The organism is Subtercola boreus, assembly GCF_003399625.1.
Taxonomy (GTDB): domain Bacteria; phylum Actinomycetota; class Actinomycetes; order Actinomycetales; family Microbacteriaceae; genus Subtercola; species Subtercola boreus_C.
On the sequence record NZ_NBXA01000026.1, the window covers coordinates 462,315 to 484,062 of the forward strand.

At 66.7% G+C, this 21,748-nt stretch carries 18 protein-coding genes and 1 pseudogene; 10 read left to right on the forward strand and 9 right to left on the reverse strand.

The window, feature by feature from the left end; all coding sequences use genetic code 11:
• The first annotated feature begins 164 nt into the window (after positions 1 to 164).
• From B7R21_RS15665 to B7R21_RS15680, 4 genes are all read left to right on the forward strand, one after another.
• Complete coding sequence (locus tag B7R21_RS15665; RefSeq protein WP_147305917.1) at positions 165 to 1,070, forward strand: CPBP family intramembrane glutamic endopeptidase; 906 nt, start codon at positions 165 to 167, stop codon at positions 1,068 to 1,070.
• A gap of 115 nt (positions 1,071 to 1,185) precedes the next feature.
• A complete protein-coding gene (locus B7R21_RS15670) occupies positions 1,186 to 1,986 on the forward strand; it encodes an endo alpha-1,4 polygalactosaminidase (protein WP_116284296.1) in 801 nt (266 codons plus the stop codon).
• A gap of 61 nt (positions 1,987 to 2,047) precedes the next feature.
• The gene (locus B7R21_RS15675; RefSeq protein ID WP_116284151.1) at positions 2,048 to 2,704 is read left to right on the forward strand and encodes a response regulator transcription factor; all 657 of its coding nucleotides are present in this window, start codon (positions 2,048 to 2,050) and stop codon (positions 2,702 to 2,704) included.
• Positions 2,704 to 3,981, forward strand: coding sequence for a sensor histidine kinase (locus tag B7R21_RS15680; protein ID WP_116284152.1), 1,278 nt, complete (start codon positions 2,704 to 2,706; stop codon positions 3,979 to 3,981). Before B7R21_RS15675 ends, B7R21_RS15680 begins: the two co-directional genes overlap by 1 nt.
• Positions 3,982 to 4,086: 105 nt before the next feature.
• On the opposite strand, the gene B7R21_RS15685 is transcribed toward B7R21_RS15680, so the two are convergent.
• On the reverse strand, positions 4,087 to 5,103 hold the full coding sequence (locus tag B7R21_RS15685; protein WP_116284153.1) for a LacI family DNA-binding transcriptional regulator: 1,017 nt from the start codon (positions 5,101 to 5,103) through the stop codon (positions 4,087 to 4,089).
• A 67-nt stretch (positions 5,104 to 5,170) separates the two neighbouring features.
• Here B7R21_RS15685 and B7R21_RS15690 point away from each other — a divergent pair, with 67 nt between their 5' ends.
• Positions 5,171 to 6,466 (forward strand): MFS transporter, encoded by a 1,296-nt coding sequence (locus B7R21_RS15690; protein WP_116284154.1) that lies wholly within the window; start codon positions 5,171 to 5,173, stop codon positions 6,464 to 6,466.
• 560 nt (positions 6,467 to 7,026) lie between these two features.
• Here the strand turns inward: B7R21_RS15690 and B7R21_RS15695 are convergent.
• From B7R21_RS15695 to B7R21_RS15705, 3 genes are read right to left on the reverse strand one after another with little or no spacing between them, the layout of a single operon-like run.
• On the reverse strand, positions 7,027 to 7,608 hold the full coding sequence (locus B7R21_RS15695) for a DUF1349 domain-containing protein (protein WP_116284155.1): 582 nt from the start codon (positions 7,606 to 7,608) through the stop codon (positions 7,027 to 7,029).
• Positions 7,605 to 9,263 carry a HupE/UreJ family protein gene (locus B7R21_RS15700; RefSeq protein ID WP_116284156.1) on the reverse strand — a complete coding sequence of 553 codons (1,659 nt, stop codon included), beginning with the start codon at positions 9,261 to 9,263 and terminating at the stop codon, positions 7,605 to 7,607. Before B7R21_RS15700 ends, B7R21_RS15695 begins: the two co-directional genes overlap by 4 nt.
• A complete protein-coding gene (locus B7R21_RS15705; protein WP_216364261.1) occupies positions 9,260 to 10,522 on the reverse strand; it encodes a DUF3500 domain-containing protein in 1,263 nt (420 codons plus the stop codon). Before B7R21_RS15705 ends, B7R21_RS15700 begins: the two co-directional genes overlap by 4 nt.
• Before the next feature lie 120 nt (positions 10,523 to 10,642).
• On the opposite strand from B7R21_RS15705, the gene B7R21_RS20995 reads away from it, so the two are divergent.
• Positions 10,643 to 10,885, forward strand: a complete 243-nt coding sequence (locus B7R21_RS20995; RefSeq protein WP_367379412.1) for a helix-turn-helix domain-containing protein — start codon at positions 10,643 to 10,645, stop codon at positions 10,883 to 10,885.
• A gap of 66 nt (positions 10,886 to 10,951) precedes the next feature.
• Here B7R21_RS20995 and B7R21_RS15715 read toward each other — a convergent pair.
• The 5 genes and pseudogenes from B7R21_RS15715 to B7R21_RS15735 form a co-directional block, all read right to left on the reverse strand.
• Positions 10,952 to 12,274 (reverse strand): annotated as a pseudogene (locus B7R21_RS15715) (amino acid permease); the annotation flags it as partial.
• 66 nt (positions 12,275 to 12,340) lie between these two features.
• Positions 12,341 to 13,318, reverse strand: coding sequence for a sugar kinase (locus B7R21_RS15720; RefSeq protein WP_253259847.1), 978 nt, complete (start codon positions 13,316 to 13,318; stop codon positions 12,341 to 12,343).
• Positions 13,315 to 13,992, reverse strand: coding sequence for a bifunctional 4-hydroxy-2-oxoglutarate aldolase/2-dehydro-3-deoxy-phosphogluconate aldolase (locus B7R21_RS15725; RefSeq protein WP_253259848.1), 678 nt, complete (start codon positions 13,990 to 13,992; stop codon positions 13,315 to 13,317). Before B7R21_RS15725 ends, B7R21_RS15720 begins: the two co-directional genes overlap by 4 nt.
• The gene (locus B7R21_RS15730) at positions 13,989 to 15,038 is read right to left on the reverse strand and encodes an L-idonate 5-dehydrogenase (RefSeq protein ID WP_116284158.1); all 1,050 of its coding nucleotides are present in this window, start codon (positions 15,036 to 15,038) and stop codon (positions 13,989 to 13,991) included. The genes B7R21_RS15725 and B7R21_RS15730 overlap by 4 nt, the downstream gene beginning before the upstream one ends.
• Positions 15,035 to 16,432 (reverse strand): MFS transporter, encoded by a 1,398-nt coding sequence (locus tag B7R21_RS15735; RefSeq protein WP_116284159.1) that lies wholly within the window; start codon positions 16,430 to 16,432, stop codon positions 15,035 to 15,037. The genes B7R21_RS15730 and B7R21_RS15735 overlap by 4 nt, the downstream gene beginning before the upstream one ends.
• Before the next feature lie 109 nt (positions 16,433 to 16,541).
• On the opposite strand from B7R21_RS15735, the gene B7R21_RS15740 reads away from it, so the two are divergent.
• From B7R21_RS15740 to manD (B7R21_RS15755), 4 genes are all read left to right on the forward strand, one after another.
• On the forward strand, positions 16,542 to 17,258 hold the full coding sequence (locus B7R21_RS15740; RefSeq protein ID WP_116284160.1) for a GntR family transcriptional regulator: 717 nt from the start codon (positions 16,542 to 16,544) through the stop codon (positions 17,256 to 17,258).
• 148 nt (positions 17,259 to 17,406) lie between these two features.
• Positions 17,407 to 18,615, forward strand: coding sequence for a D-mannonate dehydratase ManD (gene manD, locus B7R21_RS15745; protein WP_116284161.1), 1,209 nt, complete (start codon positions 17,407 to 17,409; stop codon positions 18,613 to 18,615).
• Complete coding sequence (locus B7R21_RS15750; protein WP_253259849.1) at positions 18,612 to 20,042, forward strand: mannitol dehydrogenase family protein; 1,431 nt, start codon at positions 18,612 to 18,614, stop codon at positions 20,040 to 20,042. The genes manD (B7R21_RS15745) and B7R21_RS15750 overlap by 4 nt, the downstream gene beginning before the upstream one ends.
• On the forward strand, positions 20,039 to 21,277 hold the full coding sequence (gene manD / locus B7R21_RS15755) for a D-mannonate dehydratase ManD (protein ID WP_116284163.1): 1,239 nt from the start codon (positions 20,039 to 20,041) through the stop codon (positions 21,275 to 21,277). The genes B7R21_RS15750 and manD (B7R21_RS15755) overlap by 4 nt, the downstream gene beginning before the upstream one ends.
• The last annotated feature ends 471 nt before the right edge of the window (positions 21,278 to 21,748 follow it).

Consider the following 21,748-nt stretch of genomic DNA (forward strand, 5'->3'; position numbering starts at 1 on the left):
CGCGCACAACCATTACAGCCCGCTTACACACCCTCAATCAGGGAGCGTTCAGCAGATGCTCAGGCGCCGAAAGGACGTGGACAGGCGTCCGACCCTAGCCTGCGGAACATGACTCTTCTGCAACGATCACCTGATCACCGCGCTGACCACGCGAACAGGTCACAGTGACCGAACTCGGCAGATCCAGAATGCGTCGAGTACCCGTCTGGGCCGGAATCGGATTTCTCATTCTGTTCTTCGCCGACAACGTCGGAGTTCAATTCGAGTTTCTCTCCTCGACAGCCCGACCGGCGGGGCAGGTCGCGCTCCTGGTTGCCGCCATACTGACGGCAGCGGCGACAATCTGGTTCTACAAGAATGTCATCCTGCGCCGGTGGGCGAACCGCGAACCAGACGAACTCGCTTCGTCGAAGATCCGGTACGGAGTCGTCGTAGGACTTCCACTCGGCGCCGCACTCCTGGGACTGGCCTTCCTCGCGACCGTGCTTGTCGGCGCCTCTGTGCCCAGAGTGTCTTCGACGTTCGAAGTTGGTGATGTCATTCAAGTTCTCATTCTTGTGGTTGTTTCGGCCGTCATCGAGGAAGTCGTCTTTCGAGGCCTGCTTTTCCATGCCCTCCAGCCCCTCATCGGATGGAAAGCATGTTTAGCCATCACGGCCCTCTTCTTCGGTGCGGCTCACCAATTGAACGCGCACGCGACCTTGTGGAGTTCATTCGCAATAGCGATCGAGGGCGGCGTTCTCTTCGGATTGCTCTTCATCTGGAAGCACAACCTCTGGTTGACGATGGGTGTGCACGCAGGCTGGAATCTCATGGAATCGCTCCTCGGCGTGCCCGTTTCAGGGCAAGAGCCACACGGTTTTCTGGATATAGAACTTCAGGGCGCCCCCCTCATCACAGGGGGTGAATTCGGAATCGAAGCCTCACTCATCACCTTCACTCTGAGCATCCTCGTCATCGGAATCGTCATCGTCCTGTGGAGGCGATCACTCTCGAACGTGAACGGATTGTCCGCGTCATGTTCCTGTCATGTGAAGCCAAGGATGCTAGGGGGCAGAACACCGACATGACCGGAGACAACATATGCCCTCGAATAAGAAGATCGCCTGCCTGATTGCCGGTGTGGCCCTAGCCGCGCTTCTCTCGAGCTGTGCGGCGTCCGCGGCGACGGGCGGTTCCGATGTAATGACCTCACAGAGTGTGGCCCAGCCCGGCGGCAACGCCGAAAAGGGGGCGGCGAACGTCAAGAAGATCGTTCAGCCCCCGGCGGCCGCACCGTTCGACTACCAGCTCGGCGGCCCCTACACACCGCGTAAGGGAGTGTCCGTCGTGGAGCGTGACCGGACAGCCGAGCCTGCACAGGGCCTGTACAACATCTGCTACGTGAACGGGTTTCAGACCCAGCCGAATGAGTCCAAGTCCTTCGCGAAGGCGCACCCCAACCTGGTACTGCAGAAAGGGGGGAAGCCGCTCGTCGATCCCGGTTGGCCCGACGAGTACATCTTCGACACCTCGACCCAGGCCAAACGGGTTCAGTTGACGAACATCGTCGGCTCGTGGATCGACGGATGCGCGAAATCCGGATATGCGGCCGTGGAAATCGACAATCTGGATTCGTACACCCGATCACAACGCCTCCTCACCGCAGCCGACAACCTTGCTCTGGCGAAGGCATACGCTGCGGCGGCGCACGCGTCGGGGTTGGCGATAGCGCAGAAGAACACAGCCGATCTTGCTCCGAAGCTCAAAGCCTTGGGCTATGACTTTGCGGTCACCGAGTCCTGTTTCGAGTTCGAAGAGTGCTCCTCCTACACCGACCGCTATAAAGCTGTGTACGACATCGAGTACACCGACGAACTCGGCGAATCGGGGTTCACCGATGCCTGCACCGACCCACATCGCCCGGCAACGATGATCCTTCGCGATCACAACCTCGTGACCCCGAACAGTGGTGACTACGTCTACAGAGCCTGCGCGGCGAAGTAGCCGCAAACCGACGACAACGAGGCCTGCCCTGCGCCAGCCGCACAGACGCGATACTGGGTTCATGCGAATTCTCCTGCTTGAGGACGACGCCGTCATGCGCTCTCACGTGAGCGCCGCACTGCGGTCGCGTGGGCATGCGGTCGACGAGACCGATAGCCTCGTCGGCGCCGACGAACGCACGTTCATCACGGAATACAGTGCCGCAGTGTTCGACCGCTTCGTCACAGATGGCGATTCAGTCGACCTCGTCAAAACGATGCGATCACGGGGTGATCACACACCGGTCATCTTCCTGACTGCCGCCGGCGACGTCGATGACCGCATCGACGGACTGGATTCCGGGGGCGACGACTATCTCACGAAGCCATTCGCCCTCGGGGAGCTGTTGGCCCGGGTCAGGGCGATCGCGCGGCGCCCCGTGTCCGCAGAAGCACCGCTGATCGAGTATCAGGATCTGCGAGTCGATACCGTTTCCTTCTGGGCAGAACGCGGCGGGCGAGCACTGAATCTGACGGCGAAGGAATTCGCTATCCTTGCTTTCCTGACGCGCCGCGCCGGCGATGTCGTGTCACGGAGCGACCTCATCGAGCACTGTTGGGACGAGTTCGCTGATCCGCGCAGCAACATCGTCGACGTTCGCGTCGGGCTGCTCCGCCAGAAGCTCGGCGACCCTCCGATCCTCCACACCGTTCGCGGTGTCGGTTACACGATCCGCTGATGCCATCGACAGCATCGTCGCAGCCAACACGCATCATCCGCAGGCTTCGCGTGCGTCTCATCATCGCGTTCGTCGCCGTCGCAACGCTCGGAATTGTCGGACTGGGCGTGACCCTCGTCTTCATCGACACAGCTAATCGCACTCGAACGCTCGACGAGCAACTCAACGGGCTGGCCTCCCGCGCCGCTGCCCTGGTCTATGTCGAGGGGGGCCAGATAAGGACGGATGCCGTTAGCGACGACGCGGTCTTCGAGCAGGCCCCAGTCCTCGTGATCTACCGAGCAGAGACCGCCGCAACAGCGACCTCCATCACGCTTGAGACCATTGCCACCAACTCGACGAGACAGACAACTGCGCTGAACGGTACTGCCTCCGACGCCATCCTGGACGGTTCCGAGCGCGGCACTCGCGAGACAGTGGAATTCGACCGAGACTCCTGGCGGGTGGTCGCCCTTCCCTGGTTCGACGGGCCCGACGTTGGCGGCGCCGTGGTGGCCGCGGCACCACAACCTCGCGCGCTCGACAGCGACATCCTCCTTCCACTGAGCCTCGGGGGTGCGATCCTTGACCTGCTGCTGATCGCGGTAGCCTCGCTTGCAATTCATCGCGGCTTCCGTTCCGCAGTGATCGCAGTGAGCGAGCGTGACCAATTCGTCGCCATGGCCGCACACGAGATGCGAAGCCCGCTCGCCCGGGTCCGGGCGTCAGCCGAGTCGTTGCTCCGCGACTCATCGCGCGACAGCTCTCAGGCTGTCGTCCTCCAATCGTTCGTTGAGGATCTCGACAGCACCGGGCGAACGGTCAACAACCTCCTCCTCGCTGCCCGGATCAATCAGGCAACCGCGTCCGCGCGGCACGAAGTGGTTCGACTCGACCGGATCGCAGCTGACCTCGAACACATCAGCCCGTCGGTGCTCGTCGAGATCACAGAGCCTGTCACCGTCATCGGGGATCCCAGCCTCCTGAGACACGCACTGACCAACCTCGTCGAGAACGCGTCCAAGCATGGCGGCATCGACGGGCGTTCGATGATCATCAACGTCCGTGTCGAGACAGACGGCCGAGCAGTCACGGTGAGTGTCCGCGACAATGGCGTCGGGCTCCCCGAAGGCCACGACGTTGTGCAGCCGTTTGTCAGTGTGGGAGGCAGCCCGGACAGCCACGGGCTTGGCCTGACTCTCGTCGCTTGGATCGCCGAGCAGCATGGTGCAACCCTCCGCCTGCAAAGGATGTCCGAGGGCACAAGCGTCGAACTCATCTTTCCGCGATACGGCTAGCCGATGCGGACGTGACGTGGCGGTCGAATCGACACCCCGATCGGCGAGAAACCTGCACGAGCCCCATCGGGAATGCGCGTCGCAGTGAGACGAACCTGACCCGAATCAGGTCGACTCCCGCACGACGAGGCTCAAGCCGATGACCTTCGCCTCCCCTGCAGCCGCAGGATTTCCGGCGAGCAGCCGGTCGAGGACGTCGAGCGCGACGTCTGCGAGCTCTCCTTTGTCAATCGACAGGGTCGTGAGTTCCGGAGTCACGAATCGCCCGATCTGGAGACCGTCGATGCCCACCACGGCGACATCTTCTGGCACACGTCGGTGAAGTCGCGACATGGCCTTGAGCACACCGATGGCCATCACGTCGTTGTAGACAAGCGCGGCGTCCACATCAGGGGCTCGCAGAACGAGCTGCTCGGCGGCCTCCATGCCACCCTCAATCGACTCCTCTGCACTGATTTCCGGCGTGCCCGCAGGCCACACCAGATCGTGGCCTTCGAGATACGCGCGGTAGACCTTTCGTCGGTCGTCCGGCCCAGATTCGGAGTCGATGAAGGCGATCCGCCGCCGACCGGTTGCGACGAGATGATCAAGCGCTGCCGTGATCCCAGAATCCACGTCGAGAACGATCCGACCGTTCAGTCGTGCGTGGTCTGCGCCATCGAGCATCAGAAGAGGCAGGCCGAGAGCCCCACCTCGGAGCACCGCTTCTGGTAGTAGATCCATGGTGTCCTGGTTGCAGCCTGTCAGGGTGAGAGCGTCGACCCCCGCAACAATCGATGCCAACTGCGCCCGGCCTTTCTCTCTGTCTCCGCCGATGTCGCACAGCAGCACACTCCATCCCCTCTCTGCCGCGGCGCGACTGAGAGCTGAGGCGAGCTCGGCGAAGTACGGGTTTGAAAGGTCTTCGAGCACAAGCCCGACCGTTCTGCGACGCCCGTGAACCATGTTCTGCGCAGCACGGTTCGGGCGATAGTTGAGTTCCATGGCAGCGGCAATGACCCGCGCCCGGGTGGCTGCGCTGACATCGACCATATCGTTCAGTGCCCGCGTCACCGTCTGCCGGGACACACCCGCTCGCTCCGCGACGTCGACGATGGTGCTCGCGCCCGAGTTCTTTGCCATGAACCGACTCTACTGCTACGTTTGGCGCACCGTGAACGTTCACGGCCGTCCCGCGAACAGGAATGAAATGCCCTCTACTCTGACCCAGGCTTCCGGTCCCCTGCGCGGAGTTCGCCGCGCACGAGTCGCCGTCAACGTCCTCTTCTTCACGAACGGCGCCCTCATCTCCAACCTCATCCCGAGGTACCCGCAGATCAAAGACGACCTCGGCCTGACGAATGCCTCCTTCGGCGCGGCTGTTGCCGCATTCCCGCTGGGCGCGCTCCTTGCAGGATTGACGGCTGGGCTGCTCATCCGGCGTTTTCGCTCATCCCGCGTAGCCGTCGCCGCCACTCTGGTGACAGCCATCGGCCTTCTCCTGGCCGGCTTCGCCACGAGCTGGGCGGTGCTGGCGCTCACCCTCCTCATCGCAGGCGCAATGGATTCGATCACCGACGTCGCGCAGAACTCCCACGGCCTGCGCGTACAGAAGCTCTTCGGGCGGTCGATCATCAATTCCTTCCACGCCGTCTGGTCAGTAGGCGCCGTGACAGGCGGAGTGATGGGCGCAGCCGCCGCTGCACTCTCTGTGCCGTTGCTGACGCACCTCACCATCTCCGCTGTGCTCCTCGGCGGGATCGCTGTCGTCTCGTACCGATGGTTGCTGACCGGGCCAGAACCCGAGATCGAACCATCAACGACACAATCGCGGGAAGCGGGGAGTGCAGGGGCAGGCAGCGCAGACGGTCGCATTCGTCAGAGACACCTGACACGGATCCTGCGGTACGGCGTCATTCTTGCTCTGGTTGTCATTGCTTCCAGCGGAGCAATCGTTGAGGACGCCGGCAGCTCCTGGTCTGCGATCTACCTCACCGGCGACCTCGGCGCATCAGCGTTCGTCGCCGGGCTCGGCTTCATCGCCCTGCAGAGCATGCAGTTCGTCGGACGCCTCCTCGCCGACCGCATGGTCGACCGATTCGGGCAGCGCGCCGTTGCCCGCGCTGGCGGCATCATCGTCTTCGTGGGCATGGGCGCCGCCCTCGCCTTCCCCACCATCCCCGGCACAATCATCGGGTTCGGACTCGCCGGGTTCGGCGTCGCAAGCCTCATCCCCGCCGCCATGCACACCGCCGACACCCTGCCGGGGCTCCGACCCGGAACAGGCCTCACCATCGTGAGCTGGCTCCTTCGCGTCGGCTTCCTCATCTCACCCCCGATCGTCGGCGCGATCGCCGACGCGTCCTCGCTCCGGTTCGGCCTCCTCGTCGTGCCCGCCGCGGGACTCCTCGTTCTCCTCTTCTCCTCCGTACTCGGAACCCGCAGCTCGAACTCGTCACCCTCGGCCGGCAGTTCCTCCGCAGAGCGATTGACAGCATCGCGTTAGTCCAGTCTCGCCACATTTCACACAAACTGACCCGATCACTCGAACTGCACCGCGCGGACCCATTCCTCGGTATGCAGATCGCGGCCACACGCATCGATCCCGATAGTCCCCTGGATCCGAATCGCTATCCAGGCAGCATCCGACCGAACGCCACATCACGTCTATCGGTCGCACGCTTGATCCGCGGCGGCGCGCTCCCGAGCTGACTCTGTGCGCGAGCGATCTGCTCATCCGACTGCCTGGGCGCTGACGGAGTGGCCGCTTTCGCCGGACCGACCCCGCCGCAACCTGTTGCCGACAGCATCCACCGAGCAGCTGCCGAGTTCATCACCGAGGCCAGAGCACCATGGGCACCGTGGCGTTCGAGCTCACGAATAGCCAGAGTCTTCGACGATGTCGAGAATGCATGGGCATCATCTCGATTGGGGATCCAAATCCGTTCGACTGCGCTTGATCTCGAGGAACGAAACTAGCTTCATGATCGAAGCAGCCTTTCCGCTCACGAGTATCTGGTCCGTCGAACCGAACCCATACGGGGGTTCTGCTGCGAGGGCGGGCAGTTAGGGATGGAGGTTGGTGTCCGCGTCTGTTGTGCGCCATGACGTGAAGTGAACGACGAGGCCCGCCCGTGACGGAGCGCAGCAGTACGGCCCGGCAGTGACCGTGGCCTCTGCCCGCAAAGGCGCCACCCGAACGAGGCGCCATGATTCTTCATCCACCCGGGCCCGGATCGTGATCGCGTCTCCCGAACGGCTTGCCCGCATGGTTACGGTGCGCCCTGCCCATCCTGACGTCGATCCGAGGGACCAGTCGGACTCTCCTCGGGTCACGACGGCACCAAGGTGCGCTTCACCGTCGCTCCACTCGACGCCGGCCTTGATCCACTCGGTGTCGCTGACGCGGAGGAAGACACCTGCCTGGTCGAACTGTTCCGAGAAGTTCAACTCGAACGACACCTCGACTGCGGCGGTCTGCTTCAGGGGTGCGAGGAGAGCGTGGGCGTTGTCGTGGATGAAGCCGTACGAGGTGATCCGCCAAGCGTCGCTTCCCTCAACGGCGGTCACGCGCATGCCGTCGTCGTCGACCTCTACGTGCTCGGGTTCGGTGCTCCATCTGCCCGCAGACCATTCAGTATTCTTCATGCGGTCGAACTCCTTTCAGTCGGCCGGGTGAAGTCTTCCCCAACTTCACCCGACGCCCACGGTAGACGAGGATGGGATGCTCGCCACGTTGGATCGTAGTCCGTCAGCGATCGTCGTGTGAGCCCCGGCGGATCCCAAGCCCCCCTCGCCCGCCGCAAGACGTTCTCGCCAGCACGCCAAAGCCAAGGGGCTTTCGGCTGTGGTGTTCTTTCCCCTGTCGAGGAGCGGGCGAGGCCGGCGGAGTCGCGCCTGCTGAAGCCGCCTGCGACTGGCCTCGGAGCAGAAGGTGACCCTGCTCCACCGCTGCCTGCGGGCTCGACACGGGCGCGCGACTCGGCACGGGAATGCAGGGTCACGACCACCACCGCCGCCAGCCACAGAACCGCGACGACTGTGAACGAGGCGCCTTCGAGGCCGTCGGCCACGTCGGCCACGGGGTTCGGTAGGCCGAGGCGGGCGGCAAGCCAGCCGGCCGCCGCGATGCCGGCGAACCCGGCAGCACCCAGACGCAGCGGGCGGTACAGCCGGGTGCGGGCGAGCAGCATGAGCGGCGGCAGCACGAGCGCGACGACGGCGAGTTGCATCAGTTCGATGCCGATGTTGAAGCCCAGCAGGCTGAGGGCCAGCTGCCCGCCCGACAGGTCGAGTTCGGTGAGGGTGGCCGAGAAGGCCATGCCGTGCACGAGCCCGAAGATGCCCGCGATCAGGGCCTCCCGGCCCGGGAAGATCGGGCGGAGCGCGTGCACCGCGGCGACCAGGATGCTGACGGCGATCAGCGCCTCGACGGCCTGTTGCGGTACCGGCAGTCCGAGCGCCCCGAGTGCCAGGGTGATCGAGTGGCCCACGGTGAATGAGAGGGTGATGGTGGCGATACGCCGTACCGAACGCCTGGCCGTCACCACCCCGGCCCAGCGTCGCCTGATCGACAGCAGGGGCGCCGGAAGCAGCAGGGTGAGCAGGAACAGTTGGTGGTCCACTCCGTCACGGATGTGGTCGACGCCGAGACTGACCATGCTCACGAACCCGGTCCATGCGCTGCCGTCCCCGAGATCGACCTCGAGGGAGGAGACGACCCCGGTGACGGTGTCGAGGCGGATGGTGCCGAGTTCGCGGGTGGTGCCGAGTGCTCCGGATGCCCAGTCCGACCGCACCGAGACGATGACGATGTGCGTGATCTCCTTGTCGACGACCACCGTGTAGCCGAGCTCGAAATCGCGCTCGCTCAGACCGGGCGGGGGCGTGAGGTGGGCGACGGCGGTGATGTACCCGAAGACGCCGGTGCCGAGTTCTTCGGTGCTGCCCGAGCCGAAGGTGTCGACGGTGACCGTCCAGGCCTGGCCCGAGGTGGAGGTGGGTTGGAAGTGGGCGAGGATGTACGCCCGCAGTGCGTCTTCTTGGGCAGCGACCTCGGCGGCGCTGCCCGATCCGAGGTCGATTCCGCTGGCCGCCTCGATGTCGTCGAGGGGAATGCGAAGGCTCGCATCGACCTCCGACTCGTGAACGTCGAGCACCACGGTGGTGGTGGGCAGGATATGCGCCGAGGCCGACTGGGCAGAGAACACGACGAGCCCCGTCACCATGGCCAGCAGGAGCAGCATGCCGAGGCCGAGGCGGTGCATCCGGCCCGCCCCGGCGGTGCGTGCTGCCCGGTTCACGCCTTCGTTCCGCCGTAGTCGGTGGTGCGGTCCCGCCACACCGAGTGTGGGTGGTTGCCGGCGAGCACGATGCCGTGCTGCATGGAGTACTCGATCCAGACCGACGGCCCGTCGATGCGTACGTAGTCGTTCTGCTCGGTGAGGGCGGTCGTGCCCGAGTATGCGACGTAGGTGTCGGCGAGTTCGCCCTGGTACTTCGAAAGGATGGTGGCGGCATCCGCATCGGCGATGTCGTTCACATACCCCGCGATCGCAGCGAGCACGAGAGCCTTCTGCGTGTCGGAGAGCACGGAGACCTGCAGTCCCTCGTGTGCGGTGGGGAAGGCCCAGTCGTTGCCGGGAGTGAGCACGATGTCGCTGTAGACCGAGCCGAGCTTCGCCGTGGCGAGCTGGTCGGTGGTGAGGCCGGCGAGCAGTGCGGTGAACGCTGCGGCCTTGACGGCGAGCGGCTGGTTCGTGCGGCCGTTGCCGTCGAACGCGCTGAACGGCTCGATTCCCCGGAAGGCGGGTGTGGCGCCGACGAGGGTGGCGTTGTTGTAGGTGTTCGCGACGGCGAGGTGGTGACCGCCGAACTGGAACTCCCACATTCCGGTGTCGGAGGGCGCGCCGAGGAACGAGATGTAGAAGTTGGCACGGCCGTAGTCGCTGCCGCCCCCGTTCGCTTCGAGGTAGTCGTCGGCGTTGAGGTGCTGCTGGATCTCGTCGTAGCCGAGACCGGCAGTGCTGCCGGTCACCGCCGCGAGCAGGGCATTGAACGAGGCGAGCTGGCTGTCGCTGAGGTCACCCAGCGAGAGGCCGAGCCGGGGGCCCGCGCTACCCGTGCCCTGGCCGCCGGTCATGCCGCCGGCCGGTGCGCCGCTCGGTATGGTGCTGCCGCCAGGTGCGCCGCTCGGCATCGCGCCGCCACCGGCGCCACCTGCACCGCCCATGCCGCCCGAGCCGCCCAGCAGGCCCTGCGGGAGGTTCGACCACAGCTCGGCGTTGGCGAGCGTGTATTCGTGCACCAGAGTCGCCTGCTGGTCGGTGCTGAGCGTCGCCTGGAATGCCTGCGCCAGCGCGGCGATGCTCCCCGGAGCAGCCGGAGCAGCCGGAGCAGCCGGAGCGGCCGTCGGAATGGCGGTCGCGGTGGAGGTGGCAGTGGCGGTAGAGGCCGCCGTCGTGCTGCACCCCGCGAGGAAGAGTGCGGCGACCGGGATGCTCCCGAGAAGGGCGCGCCGGCTGAGGGACGGGGTGTCGAGGAAGGGTGTCGTTTTCGGCATGCCCGGAGCCTAGAAAATACACCTATGCCCGAGCCCTGCGCACTCTATGAACTGGCCGGCCACGTCCCCCTCGTGAAACACCACCTCACCGAGAGGGTGTCCGTGAACCAGCTCGCCGCCATGGCCGGACTCAGCCCGACCCACTTCTCGTGGCTGTTCAAACAGCAGACCGGCTCCCCCGTGCTGCACTACCAGACGCAGTTGCGCATGGCGCGGGCCCGCGAGCTGCTCGACACGACCGATGACCAGGTCAGCACGGTGGCCGCCCTCGTGGGCTACGACGACGCCTTCTACTTCTCGAGGCAGTTCCGGAAGATCCACGGAACGACTCCCCTCCGCTACCGAGCCCTGCACAAGGGTTGACGAGGCGCGCTGGTATCGGGAGCATCCACGACCGCCGCCGTCGGGTTCGCTCTCGAGCACCCGACGGCGGAAGATCATCAACCAGGCGAAGTAGACCGCTCCCGCCAGAAGCAGCCCGAGCACCACGAGCGAGGGCACGAAGGCATCGGGCGGGGTCACCAGCACGAACAGCACCAGCGCCACCCACACCAGTGCCACCACGGTGACCGGCAGTTCGAAGCGGCCGAGACTGAACCCCCCGGGCTTCTTCTCGAGCGTGCCGCGAACCACCAGGTAGAGCACCACGATGCCCCCGTACATCAGGGCCGGCAGCAGGGTCCCCCCGACGATCAGCTGGATCAGTGCGTCACCGGGCAGCGCGACCATCAGAACGATGCCGACGGCGACGATCAGCACCGTCGCGGCAACAGGCGTTCGCGTCACCGGGTTCACCCGGCTCATCAGCCGTGCCGCGGGGAACCGGCCGTCACGGGCCATCGCGAAGACCTGCCGCGAGCAGGCCGCCATCACGACCATGCCGGCGCCGAAGAACGCGAACGCGATGCCGCCGAGCAGGATCCGCTCCCAGACCGGGCCGAGTTGGCCCCGGATGATCGCCGCAACCGGTGAGGGATCGGCGGTGACAGCATCCACGTCCTTGATCGAGACCGTGAGAACGATGAGGAAGACGAGGCCCGCGACGCTCGCCGCGATCACCGAACCCACAATCGCCCGCGGAACGGTGCGGAACGGGTTCTTCGCCTCCTCGGCCAGGTTCGCCGCAGAGTCGAAGCCGACCAGGGTGGTGAGCCCCATCAGCGCACCGGCCGCGAGGCCTCCCCCGATGGCGAAGTAGTCCGGGTCGCCGAGAGTCGTTCCGCGGGAGACGAGAGTGGCGGCATCCCCACCCCCGGTCACAGCCAGCACGATCAGCAGCCCGACCACCAGCACCGCGATGATGCCCAGTTCGACGGCCACCGCAGCCGACGTGATCAGGCCGAACAGCCTCGTCGACGCGATCACCAGGGCCGCCTGCACGACGAGGATCACGAGGGTCAGGATGCGCGCCATCCCTTCATCGGCGTCCATTCCGAGCAGCGGCATCACCGCCTGGCTCGCCATCGCGTTGGCCATCGTGACGACCGCGATGGCGAGGTACCAGAAGCTCAGCCAGCCGAAGAACCACCCCACCTTCGGGTTCGCGAGCCGGGAGGCCCACTGGTACGACGAGCCGCTCAGGGCGATGCGGGCGGCGAACTGGGCGACGACGAGCGCGACGAGCGTCTGTCCGACGGCGGCGAGCACCCACAGCCAGATACCGACCGGCCCCGAGGTCTGGAGCATCTCGCCATAGGTCGCGAACACGCCGACCGCCACCGAGATGAAGGCGAACGAGATCGCGAAGACCTGGAAACCGCCGAGCGTGCGTTTGAGCTGCGGCTCGCTCGTCGGGGCGGAGGGGAGGGGAGCTGAGCTTCAGCGTGCCACGGGCTCCACTGTGTCGAGGAGGTGCAGCTCGGCGCGGGTGGGCAGTCCCTCCCAGTCTCCGGGAGCGAGGCACGCGAACGCGCCGGCCTGCGCCGCGAGCGCGAGCCGCGCCTCAGGCGTCGAGCCGCCCGGATCCCCCGGCAGCAGCAGCTCGGCCAGATACCCCGCCACGAAGGCGTCGCCCGCTCCGACGGTGTCGAGCGGGCTGATCGGCACGGGTGGCTGCCAGTGCACGGCGCCGTCGATCACGGCGACCGCACCGAGGTGTCCGCGCTTGATGATCGCCTGCGCCGGTCCGAACTCGGCGAGCCGGGCCGCCAATACCTCGGACGGCGCCTCGCCGACGACAAGCGCGGCCTCGTCATAACCCGCGAACACGACGTCGACGAGCGGGAGCAGGCGTCGGTAGGCGTCGGCAGCGGCCTCCGCGCTCCAGAGTGTCGAGCGGTAGTTGAGGTCGAACGAGATGGTGACTCCGGATGCCCGGGCCAGCCCGATCGCTTCGAACACCGCGTCGGCAGCCGACGCCGAGAGCGCAGGCGTGATGCCCGTGAGGTGAAGGACGCCCGCACCACGCACGAGATCCTCGTCGAGGTCTTCGACCGAGAACCTCGAACCGGCACTGCCGGCACGGTAGTAGGTCACCTTCTGGGTGTGGGCGGTGCGGCGCTCCTTGATCATGAGACCGGTGGGAGCGCCCCCATCCACGATCGCCCGAACCTCCACACCCTCGGCACGGATCTCCCGCACCACCAGCTGCCCGAGCGAGTCGTCGCCGACCCGGCCGCACCAGACGGCGGAGCCCCCGAGTCGAGACACACCGATGGCCACGTTCGACTCCGAGCCGCCGATGCCGAGGCCGAGCGACGAGGCGTGGGCCAGAGGTCCGGGCTGTTCGGCTTTCAGCAGGGCCATCGTCTCGCCGAACGTCACCAGGTAGGGCGCCCGTGGCGCGCGGAGGTTCACGCGGCTGCCTCTGCAACAGCCGCGGCGAGCCGGGTCGCCCGCTCAGTGAGAGCGCGGAGGTCGCCGCCCGCGAAAGCGTCGCCGAGCAGCGGGCCGCCGACGCTCACGGCCAGCGCTCCAGCCTTCATCCATCGCACCGCATCGTCGATCCCCACCCCGCCTGAGGGAATGACCTGGATGCCCGGGAAGGGCCCGCGGAGCATCGAGATGTAACTCTCGCCGACGAGCGAGGCGGGGAAGACCTTCACCGCGGTACCGCCCGCCGCCCAGCCGGTGTGCAGTTCGGTCGGTGTCAGTCCGCCGGGAAAGGTGGGGATGCCGCGGGAGACCGCCGCCTCGATGATGCCGGTCGAGGTCACGGGGGTGACCAGGTACGAAGCGCCCGCCTCGATCGCTTCGACAGCCTGGGCCACCGTTGTCACCGTGCCGACTCCGATCTCGGCGTCGGCACCGAAACGTTCGCGGAGCGCGGGCAGGTGTTCGAAGACCCCGGCCGTGCTCAGGGTCAGTTCGATCGACTTCACCCCGCCGCCGACGAGCGCCTCGATGACGGGTTCGTACTCGACGGCGTGGGTTGCCCGGAGCACCGCTATGACCCTCGTGTCGAGCAGCAGCCTGGAGGGGCGGGGGCGGAGGGGCGTGACGGTTGTCGGCATCGGGTTCCTCGAGGTCATCGGAGTGGAGAGGAGTCGGAGGCGCCGAGCCGGAGCATGACTTTGCTGCTGCCCGCTCTACGGTCGGCGGCGACCTGCATGGCCGCACCGGCGTCGGCCAGGTCGAAGCGGTGCGTCACGATGGGCGAGAGGTCGACCCCGCCCGCCATGGCCTCGAGCGCGTCGTCGATCTCGTCGACGAAGCGGTACGACCCGATCCAGGTGATCTCGCGCGTGACGAGGTCGCCGAGGGCGGCCGGCGTCGGCGTACCCGGCAGGTTGCCGACCTGCACGAGCGTGCCACCCCGAGCCGTCGCGCGGAGCACGGATCCGAGCGCACCGGATGCTCCCGAGGTCTCGAAGACGAGTTCGGTGTCAGTCGGCAGCACACCGCCGGCGGCGACGTTCACTGTCGTCGTGGCACCGAGCTCCTCTGCGATCGCGAGAGCGCTGTCCTGGATGTCCGCGGCCGTGACCGTCGCGGCACCCCGATACTTCAGGGCGGCGACCACGAGCGAACCGATCGGCCCGGCGCCGTTCACCAGCACATCCCTGCCCCGCACGTCGCCCGCGCGGTTCACGGCGTGCAGCGCCACCGCGAAGGGCTCGGCGAGCGCGCCGCTCAGGGTGTCGACGCCGGATGGCAGCAGCCTGATCATCCCGGCGTCCACCGCGCGGAGCTCACTGAACCCGCCGTCGGTGTGCGGGTCGAACGCCGCCGACCCGAAGTAGCGGATCTCGGGATACAGGTTGGTGCGGCCGGCGAGCCGGTCGGGCAGGGGCGCCCCACCGACCGGCTGGGAGGGATGCACAGTGACCGCGTCGCCGAGGGAGAGGTTCGTGACACCCGCTCCGACCTGCACGATGCGCCCGGCGATCTCGTGCCCGAGCACGAGGGGGTGCTTCAGCACGGCCGTACCCGACGCGCCGTGCTTGTAGTAGGAGAGGTCGGATCCGCAGATCCCGCCCCACTCCATCGCGATGACGACCTGGCCCGGCCCCGCGATGGGATCGGCGACCTCGTCGATGCGGAGATCTTCCGGCCCGTGCACGACGACGGCTCTCATGCTGCATCCTGCAGCAGCACCAGGTCGCGGCCGCGGGTCTCGGGCGCCACGATCGCGCTGACCAAGGTGATCGCCGAGTACCCGATGACCATGACGGCGAGCGGCCACCACGATCCGGTCACGGCGGTGAGGGTCGCGGCGAGCACCGGGCCGATCGCCGTCGCGAGGATGCCGCCGATCTCCTTGGCGAGGGCCAGCTGCGTGAAGCGGGTGCGGGCGCCGAAGAGCTCGGCCATCGTCACACTCTCCATCGCGAAGAGGCCGAGCACGCCGATGTTGAGTCCGACCACGATGGCTATGGTCACGAGGGTCGTGTTGCCGCTGTTGATCATGAGGAGCATCGGAACAGCGAACAGGATCGTGATGATCGTCAGAACGATGTACACCGGCCGCCTGCCGACCCTGTCACCGATCAGCCCCATCGCGGGAACCGTTGCGAAGCCGACCAGCGACCCGATCAGGATCGCATTGATGCCGACGGACTTGTCGAGCAGCAGGGTGGTGGCGAGGTAGCCGATGAGGAACGTCTGGATGAGCCCCGAGTTGCCGGCCTGGCCGAACCGCAGCCCGAGCGCGATGAGGAAGGCACGCCCCTTCCGCTGGTGGAGGCCCGCTTCGATCGTGCTGACGCTGCCGGTCGCGGCGGCGGCGAGTTCGGCGCGGGTCATCGCGACGCCGTCGATGACATCGACGCGCTGCTCGAAGACCGGGCTCTCCTTGATGGAGGTACGGATCCACACCGCGAGGATCAGCAGCACGAAGCTCGCGAGGAACGGGATGCGCCAGCCCCAGCTCTCGAGCTGGTCGCTCGGCAGCGTCGCGACCAGAATCGCCCAGATTCCGGAGGCGGCGAGGGTGCCCGAATTGGTGCCGAGCGAGACCAGGGACGCGATCAGGCCGCGCCTCGGTGTCGGCGCATACTCGGCGAGCATCACCGAGGCGCCGGCGATCTCGGCGCCGGCTCCGAAGCCCTGGATCAGGCGGAGCGCCACCAGCATGATCGGTGCCCAGATGCCCACCATGGCGTAGGTCGGCAGTACCCCGATGAGAGTGGTGGACGCTCCCATGAGGGCGATCGTGATGAAGAGCACCTTCTTGCGGCCGATCCGATCGCCCATGCGGCCGAAGTAGATCGCGCCCACCAGGCGAGCGACATAGCCGACACCGTAGGTCGCCATCGCGGCGATGAAGCCGATCGCGGGACTCACGTCGGGAAAGAAGATCTTGTTGAAGACGAGAGCGGCGGCCAGGGAGTACAGCTGGAAGTCCATGAACTCCATGGCTGTTCCGAGCCAGCCCGAGACGGCCACCTTGGCGAGTTCGCCGGACCTTGTGGCCGGTTCCGGTTCGGCGGCGGTCGGATCCGCCTCGGCATTCCGCGTCTTGTCCGTCATGACTGTGCTCCTTTGCAACTCAGGTCGCATCTGCTCGACCTCGTGCACACTACCATACAAGTACTGCCATACAAGTACGCAAGTTTTCCAGACGAGCAATAATGGGGACATGACTTTCGTCGGCTCGTCCCGCCTCCTGCCCACAGCGCCGAGGAACGCCCGCGGCCAGGCACTGGACATCATCCGCCAGAAGATCATCACCCTCGAACTCGCCCCCGGCTCCCAGCTGTCGGAGAACGAGCTCGCCGGCCAGCTCGGCCTCTCCCGCACTCCCGTGCGCGAGAGCCTGATCCTGTTGGCCGAGGAGCAGCTCGTCTCTGTCGTGCCCCAGGTCGGCACGCTCGTCTCCCCCATCGTCGAGGCGGAGATCGCGACATCCCAGTTCGTCAGGGAGTCGCTCGAACTCGCCGCCCTCAGCGAGGCCGTTTACATGGTCGATGCCGCACAGCTCGCTGGCCTCAATGCGCTGATCGCCGAGCAGCGGGTCGCCGATGAGCGAGACGACACCGAGCTGTTCTTCGCGCTCGACGAGCAGTTCCACTTCGCGCTGATGAACATTTCGCAGCACGGTTCTGCGTGGCGCACCGTGAGCCAGGCGAAGGCCCATCTCGACAGGGCCCGTCGCCTCTCACTCTCGCTCACGCAGCAGATGTCGACCCTCATCGACCAGCACCAGAGCATCGTCGATGCCGTGGCGCGGGGCGATTCCGGCGCGGCGACGGATGCCCTGCGGCGCCACCTCCGCAAGGTGTTCGACGACATCGCCCTCATCCGGGCGGCCCGCCCCGAGCTCTTCGCCCCAGCCACCCCCACGCGACGGCGCTGAGCAACCGGATCCGCACGACCTCGTCAGTCTCGTCCACCTGTGCCATACTTGTATATCAGTGAGGGACTCCACGGTTGCGCCGACCCCCCACCCGTCGTTCGCATCAGCGAGGAAACGAACGCCCCAGGCACACCAGGAACGGGCAGACATGCTCATCACCGACGCTCGAGTTGTGGTCAGCTCGCCGGGCCGCAACTACGTGACGCTCATCATCGACACGGATGAGGGCATCCGCGGTATCGGCGACGCCACCCTGAACGGCCGCGAACTCGCTGTCGAGTCGTACCTCCGCGACCATGTGGTCCCCCTCCTGATCGGCCGCGAAGCCAACCGCATCGAGGACATCTGGCACTACCTCTACAAAGGCGCGTACTGGCGACGCGGACCGGTCACCATGACGGCGATCGCGGCTGTCGACGTCGCCCTCTGGGACATCAAGGGCAAGGCGGCGGGGATGCCCGTCTACGAACTGCTCGGCGGGGCCGCCCGCACCGGGGTGATGGTCTACGGGCACGCGTCGGGCAGCGACCTCGAAGAACTCGCCGACGACTTCAGCGCCCACCTCGAGCTCGGCTACAAAGCGATCCGGGTGCAGGCGTCGATCCCAGGGGTCGAGAAGACCTACGGCATCCCCGCCCAGGGCAGCCACTATGAGCCGGCGAGCGGATCACTGCCCCAGGAGGACAGCTGGGAGACCACGTCGTACCTCGACTTCGCCCCGCGCCTGTTCGACTTCGTGCGGGACCGGTTCGGATTCGGCATACACGTGCTGCACGACGTGCACCACCGGCTGACGCCCATCGAGGCGGGCAGGCTCGGTGCCTCGCTGGAGCCCTACCGGCCGTTCTGGATGGAGGATCCGACCCCGGCCGAGGACCAGACAGCGTTCCGCCTCATCCGGCAGCACACGACCACTCCGATCGCGGTCGGTGAGGTGTTCAACTCCATCTGGGACTGCCAGACGCTCATCACCGAGCGGCTGATCGACTACATCCGCACGTCGGTGTCGCACGCCGGCGGCATCACGCACCTGCGCCGGATCTTCTCGCTCGCCGAACTCTACGGCGTGCGGAGCGGATCGCACGGGGCCGGCGACCTCTCCCCCATCACCATGGCGGCAGCGCTGCACGTCGACCTGACCATCCCGAACTTCGGCGTGCAGGAGTACATGGGGCACACGCCGCAGACCGCCGAGGTGTTCCACCACGAGTACACGTTCGACGACGGCCTGATGCACCCCGGCACCGCGCCCGGCCTCGGGGTCGAGTTCGACGAGGCGGCGGCTGCACGCTTCCCCTACAACCCGAAGTACCTGCCGGTGAACCGCCGCCTCGACGGAACGGTGCACGACTGGTGACCGGGGAAGCCCTCACCCGCGACGCCCTGGCAAGGCGCACCGGACTGCCGACGCCCACCCCACCCGTGCGCATCGTGCACCTCGGGCTCGGCGCCTTCCATCGGGCCCACCAGGCCTGGTACACGGCCCGCGCGAGCGATGGAGCCGAGTGGGGCATCGCCGCCTTCACCGGCCGGAGCCCGCAGGCGGCCCTCGAGCTGTCTCCCCAGGACGGCCTCTACACCCTCATCGAGCGAGCCGAATCCGGCGACTCTGCAACGGTGATCACCAGTATCGTCGAGGCGAACGACGGCGCGGATGTCGCGCGCCTCGCGGAGCTTCTCCGGAAGCCTGCTGTGGCGATCGTCACACTCACGATCACGGAAGCCGGCTACCGCCTCGACAGCGCGGGCCGGCCCGATCCGGCCGACCCCTCGGTCGCCGCCGACGTGGCGCTGTTGCGAGACCGGCTGACGGCGCCGAGCACCACCACCCCGCCGGCATCCGCACTCCAGGCAGCACCCAGCCTCCAGACCACACTCGGCCGGCTTCTCTTCGGCCTCAACGAGCGCCGCACCGCTGAGGCAGCCTCGGGCATCGCCGCCCCGATCGCCGTCGTGCCGTGCGACAACCTACCGGGGAACGGGCCGATCGTCGAGGCGGCCCTGCTGGCACTCGCCGAGGACATCGATCCCTCCCTGGCGGCCTGGATCGCCGGGAGCGTCTCCTTCGTCTCGACCTCGGTCGACCGCATCACTCCGAAGACCACCCCCGCCGACCTCGAGAGCGCGACCCGCCTCACCGGCTGGCACGATGCGGCCCCCGTTATGACCGAGCCGTTCTCCGACTGGGTGCTCTCCGGCGACTTCCCGGCCGGGCGCCCCGACTGGGAGAGCGCCGGCGCTCGCTTCGTCGACGAGATCGCACCGTTCGAGAACCGCAAACTGTGGTTGCTGAACGGCGCCCACAGCCTGCTGGCCTACACGGCCCGGCAGCGCGGCCACGAGACCGTCGCCTCCGCCATCGCCGACCCCGGCTGCCTCGACGCCGTGAACGCGTTCTGGGCGGAGGCGGTCATCCATCTGCCCGGCGACGTCGACCTGCAGCTCGACGCCTACCGCCGGGCCCTCCTCGAACGCTTCGGGAACACGCGCATCGAACACCGTCTTGCCCAGATCGCGAACGACGCCGTGGGGAAGCTCCGGATCCGCATCGTTCCCGTCGTGCTCGCCGAATGGGCGGCGGGCCGCTCAGGCGACGCCTCGCTCAGCGTCATCCGGGGCTGGATCTCGCAGGTGCTCCCGGGCGGCGTGCTGCACGATGGTGTGATGACGGATGCCGTCGAAGCCCAGGTGCGCGCCGCCGCCGCGCTGCCGGAGGGGGCGAGCGAGGCCCTCCTCGGACTGATCGACCCCCGCCTCATCCCACTCGAAGGAGAGAACCCATGAGAATCGACAAAGCAGAAGTCATCGTCACGAGCCCCGACCGCAACTTCGTCACCCTGAAGCTGACGACGGATGACGGCCTCACCGGCCTCGGCGACGCCACCCTCAACGGACGGGAACTCGCGGTCGTCTCGTACCTGCGCGACCACGTGGCGCCGCTGCTCATCGGAATCGACGCGCACAACATCGAGGACACCTGGCAGTTCCTCTACCGCTCGGCCTACTGGCGGCGCGGCCCGGTCACGATGGCCGCGATCGCCGCCGTCGACGTAGCGCTCTGGGACATCAAGGCCAAGGCCGCGAACATGCCCCTCTACCAGCTGCTCGGTGGGGCATCCAGAACCGGGCTGCTCGCCTACGGACACGCCTCGGGCAAGACCCAGGACGAACTCTTCGACAGCATCCGCTCGCACCAGGAACAGGGCTACCGGGCGATCCGCGTGCAGACCGGCGTGCCCGGCCTGAAGTCGATCTACGGCATCGCGTCGAACGCCACCTTCGAAGCCAATTCGGGGGTGCGCTACGACCACGAGCCCGCCCAGCGCGGCGCCCGCCCAGCGGAGGAGGACTGGGACACCCGCAGCTACCTGCGCCACGTTCCCACGGTCTTCGAGGCGGTTCGGAACGAATTCGGGCCCGAACTGCCCCTGCTGCACGACGGCCACCACCGCATGACGCCGATCCAGGCCGCTCAGCTCGGCAAATCGCTCGAACCGTACGATCTGTTCTGGCTCGAGGACTGCACCCCTGCGGAGAATCCCGAGGCGCTGCGGCTCGTCCGCCAGCACACCACCACGCCGCTCGCGATCGGTGAGATCTTCAACACCGTGTGGGACTACCAGCAGATCATCCGCGAGCAGCTGATCGACTACGTTCGGAGCGCCGTCACCCACACGGGAGGCATCAGCCACCTGCGGAAGGTGCTCGACTATGCCGCGCAGTACCAGATCAAGTCGGGGATGCACGGCCCGACCGACATCTCACCGGTCGGTATGGCCGCCGCGATGCACCTCGGTCTCGCGATCCACAACTTCGGCATCCAGGAGTACATGAAGCACGGCACCCGCACGAACGAGGTGTTCGAGCAGACGTTCACCTGGCAGAAAGGAATGCTGCACCCCGGCACCGAGCCGGGGCTGGGGGTCTCGCTGAACCTCGACGAGGCCGGCAGGTACCCGTACGAGACGGCCTACCTCCCCTACAACCGGCTCGCCGACGGAACCGTGCACGACTGGTGAACCGCAGACGACGAGCGACCGGGGCCTGACCTGCGAAACCGGCTGTGCCCAGTGTGAGCTTTCCGGGGGTCAAGCGCCCGCGGACACGAGTGATAAACAGCCGAGTCCTCGACCCCGACCAGTCGAACCGCCCGCTCAACCACACAGCAGTGACCATTAGCGAGAAGTACAAAAGCTGCCGCTCCTCGCCGTGCTCGAGGCGACCGCCGCCGCACCTTGAACACAGAAACAACCAACAGTCACCCGACCCGCGCCGGCCGCGGTAAGCAGCCAGGTATTCAACCCAGCACCACCGGCACGCGCGCCAACAGCCAGCGGGGCGCATACGGCAGTCGCTGGCAACATTCCCCCGCGCTCTCGAATCGGCGGAAGTGAACCATATCGAGGAACACGGCGTCGGCCCGGATACACGAGTGCCCCGCAGCCCTCTGAGTCCTACGGTCTCAGCGCCCAAGGAAAACTCTCCACCCC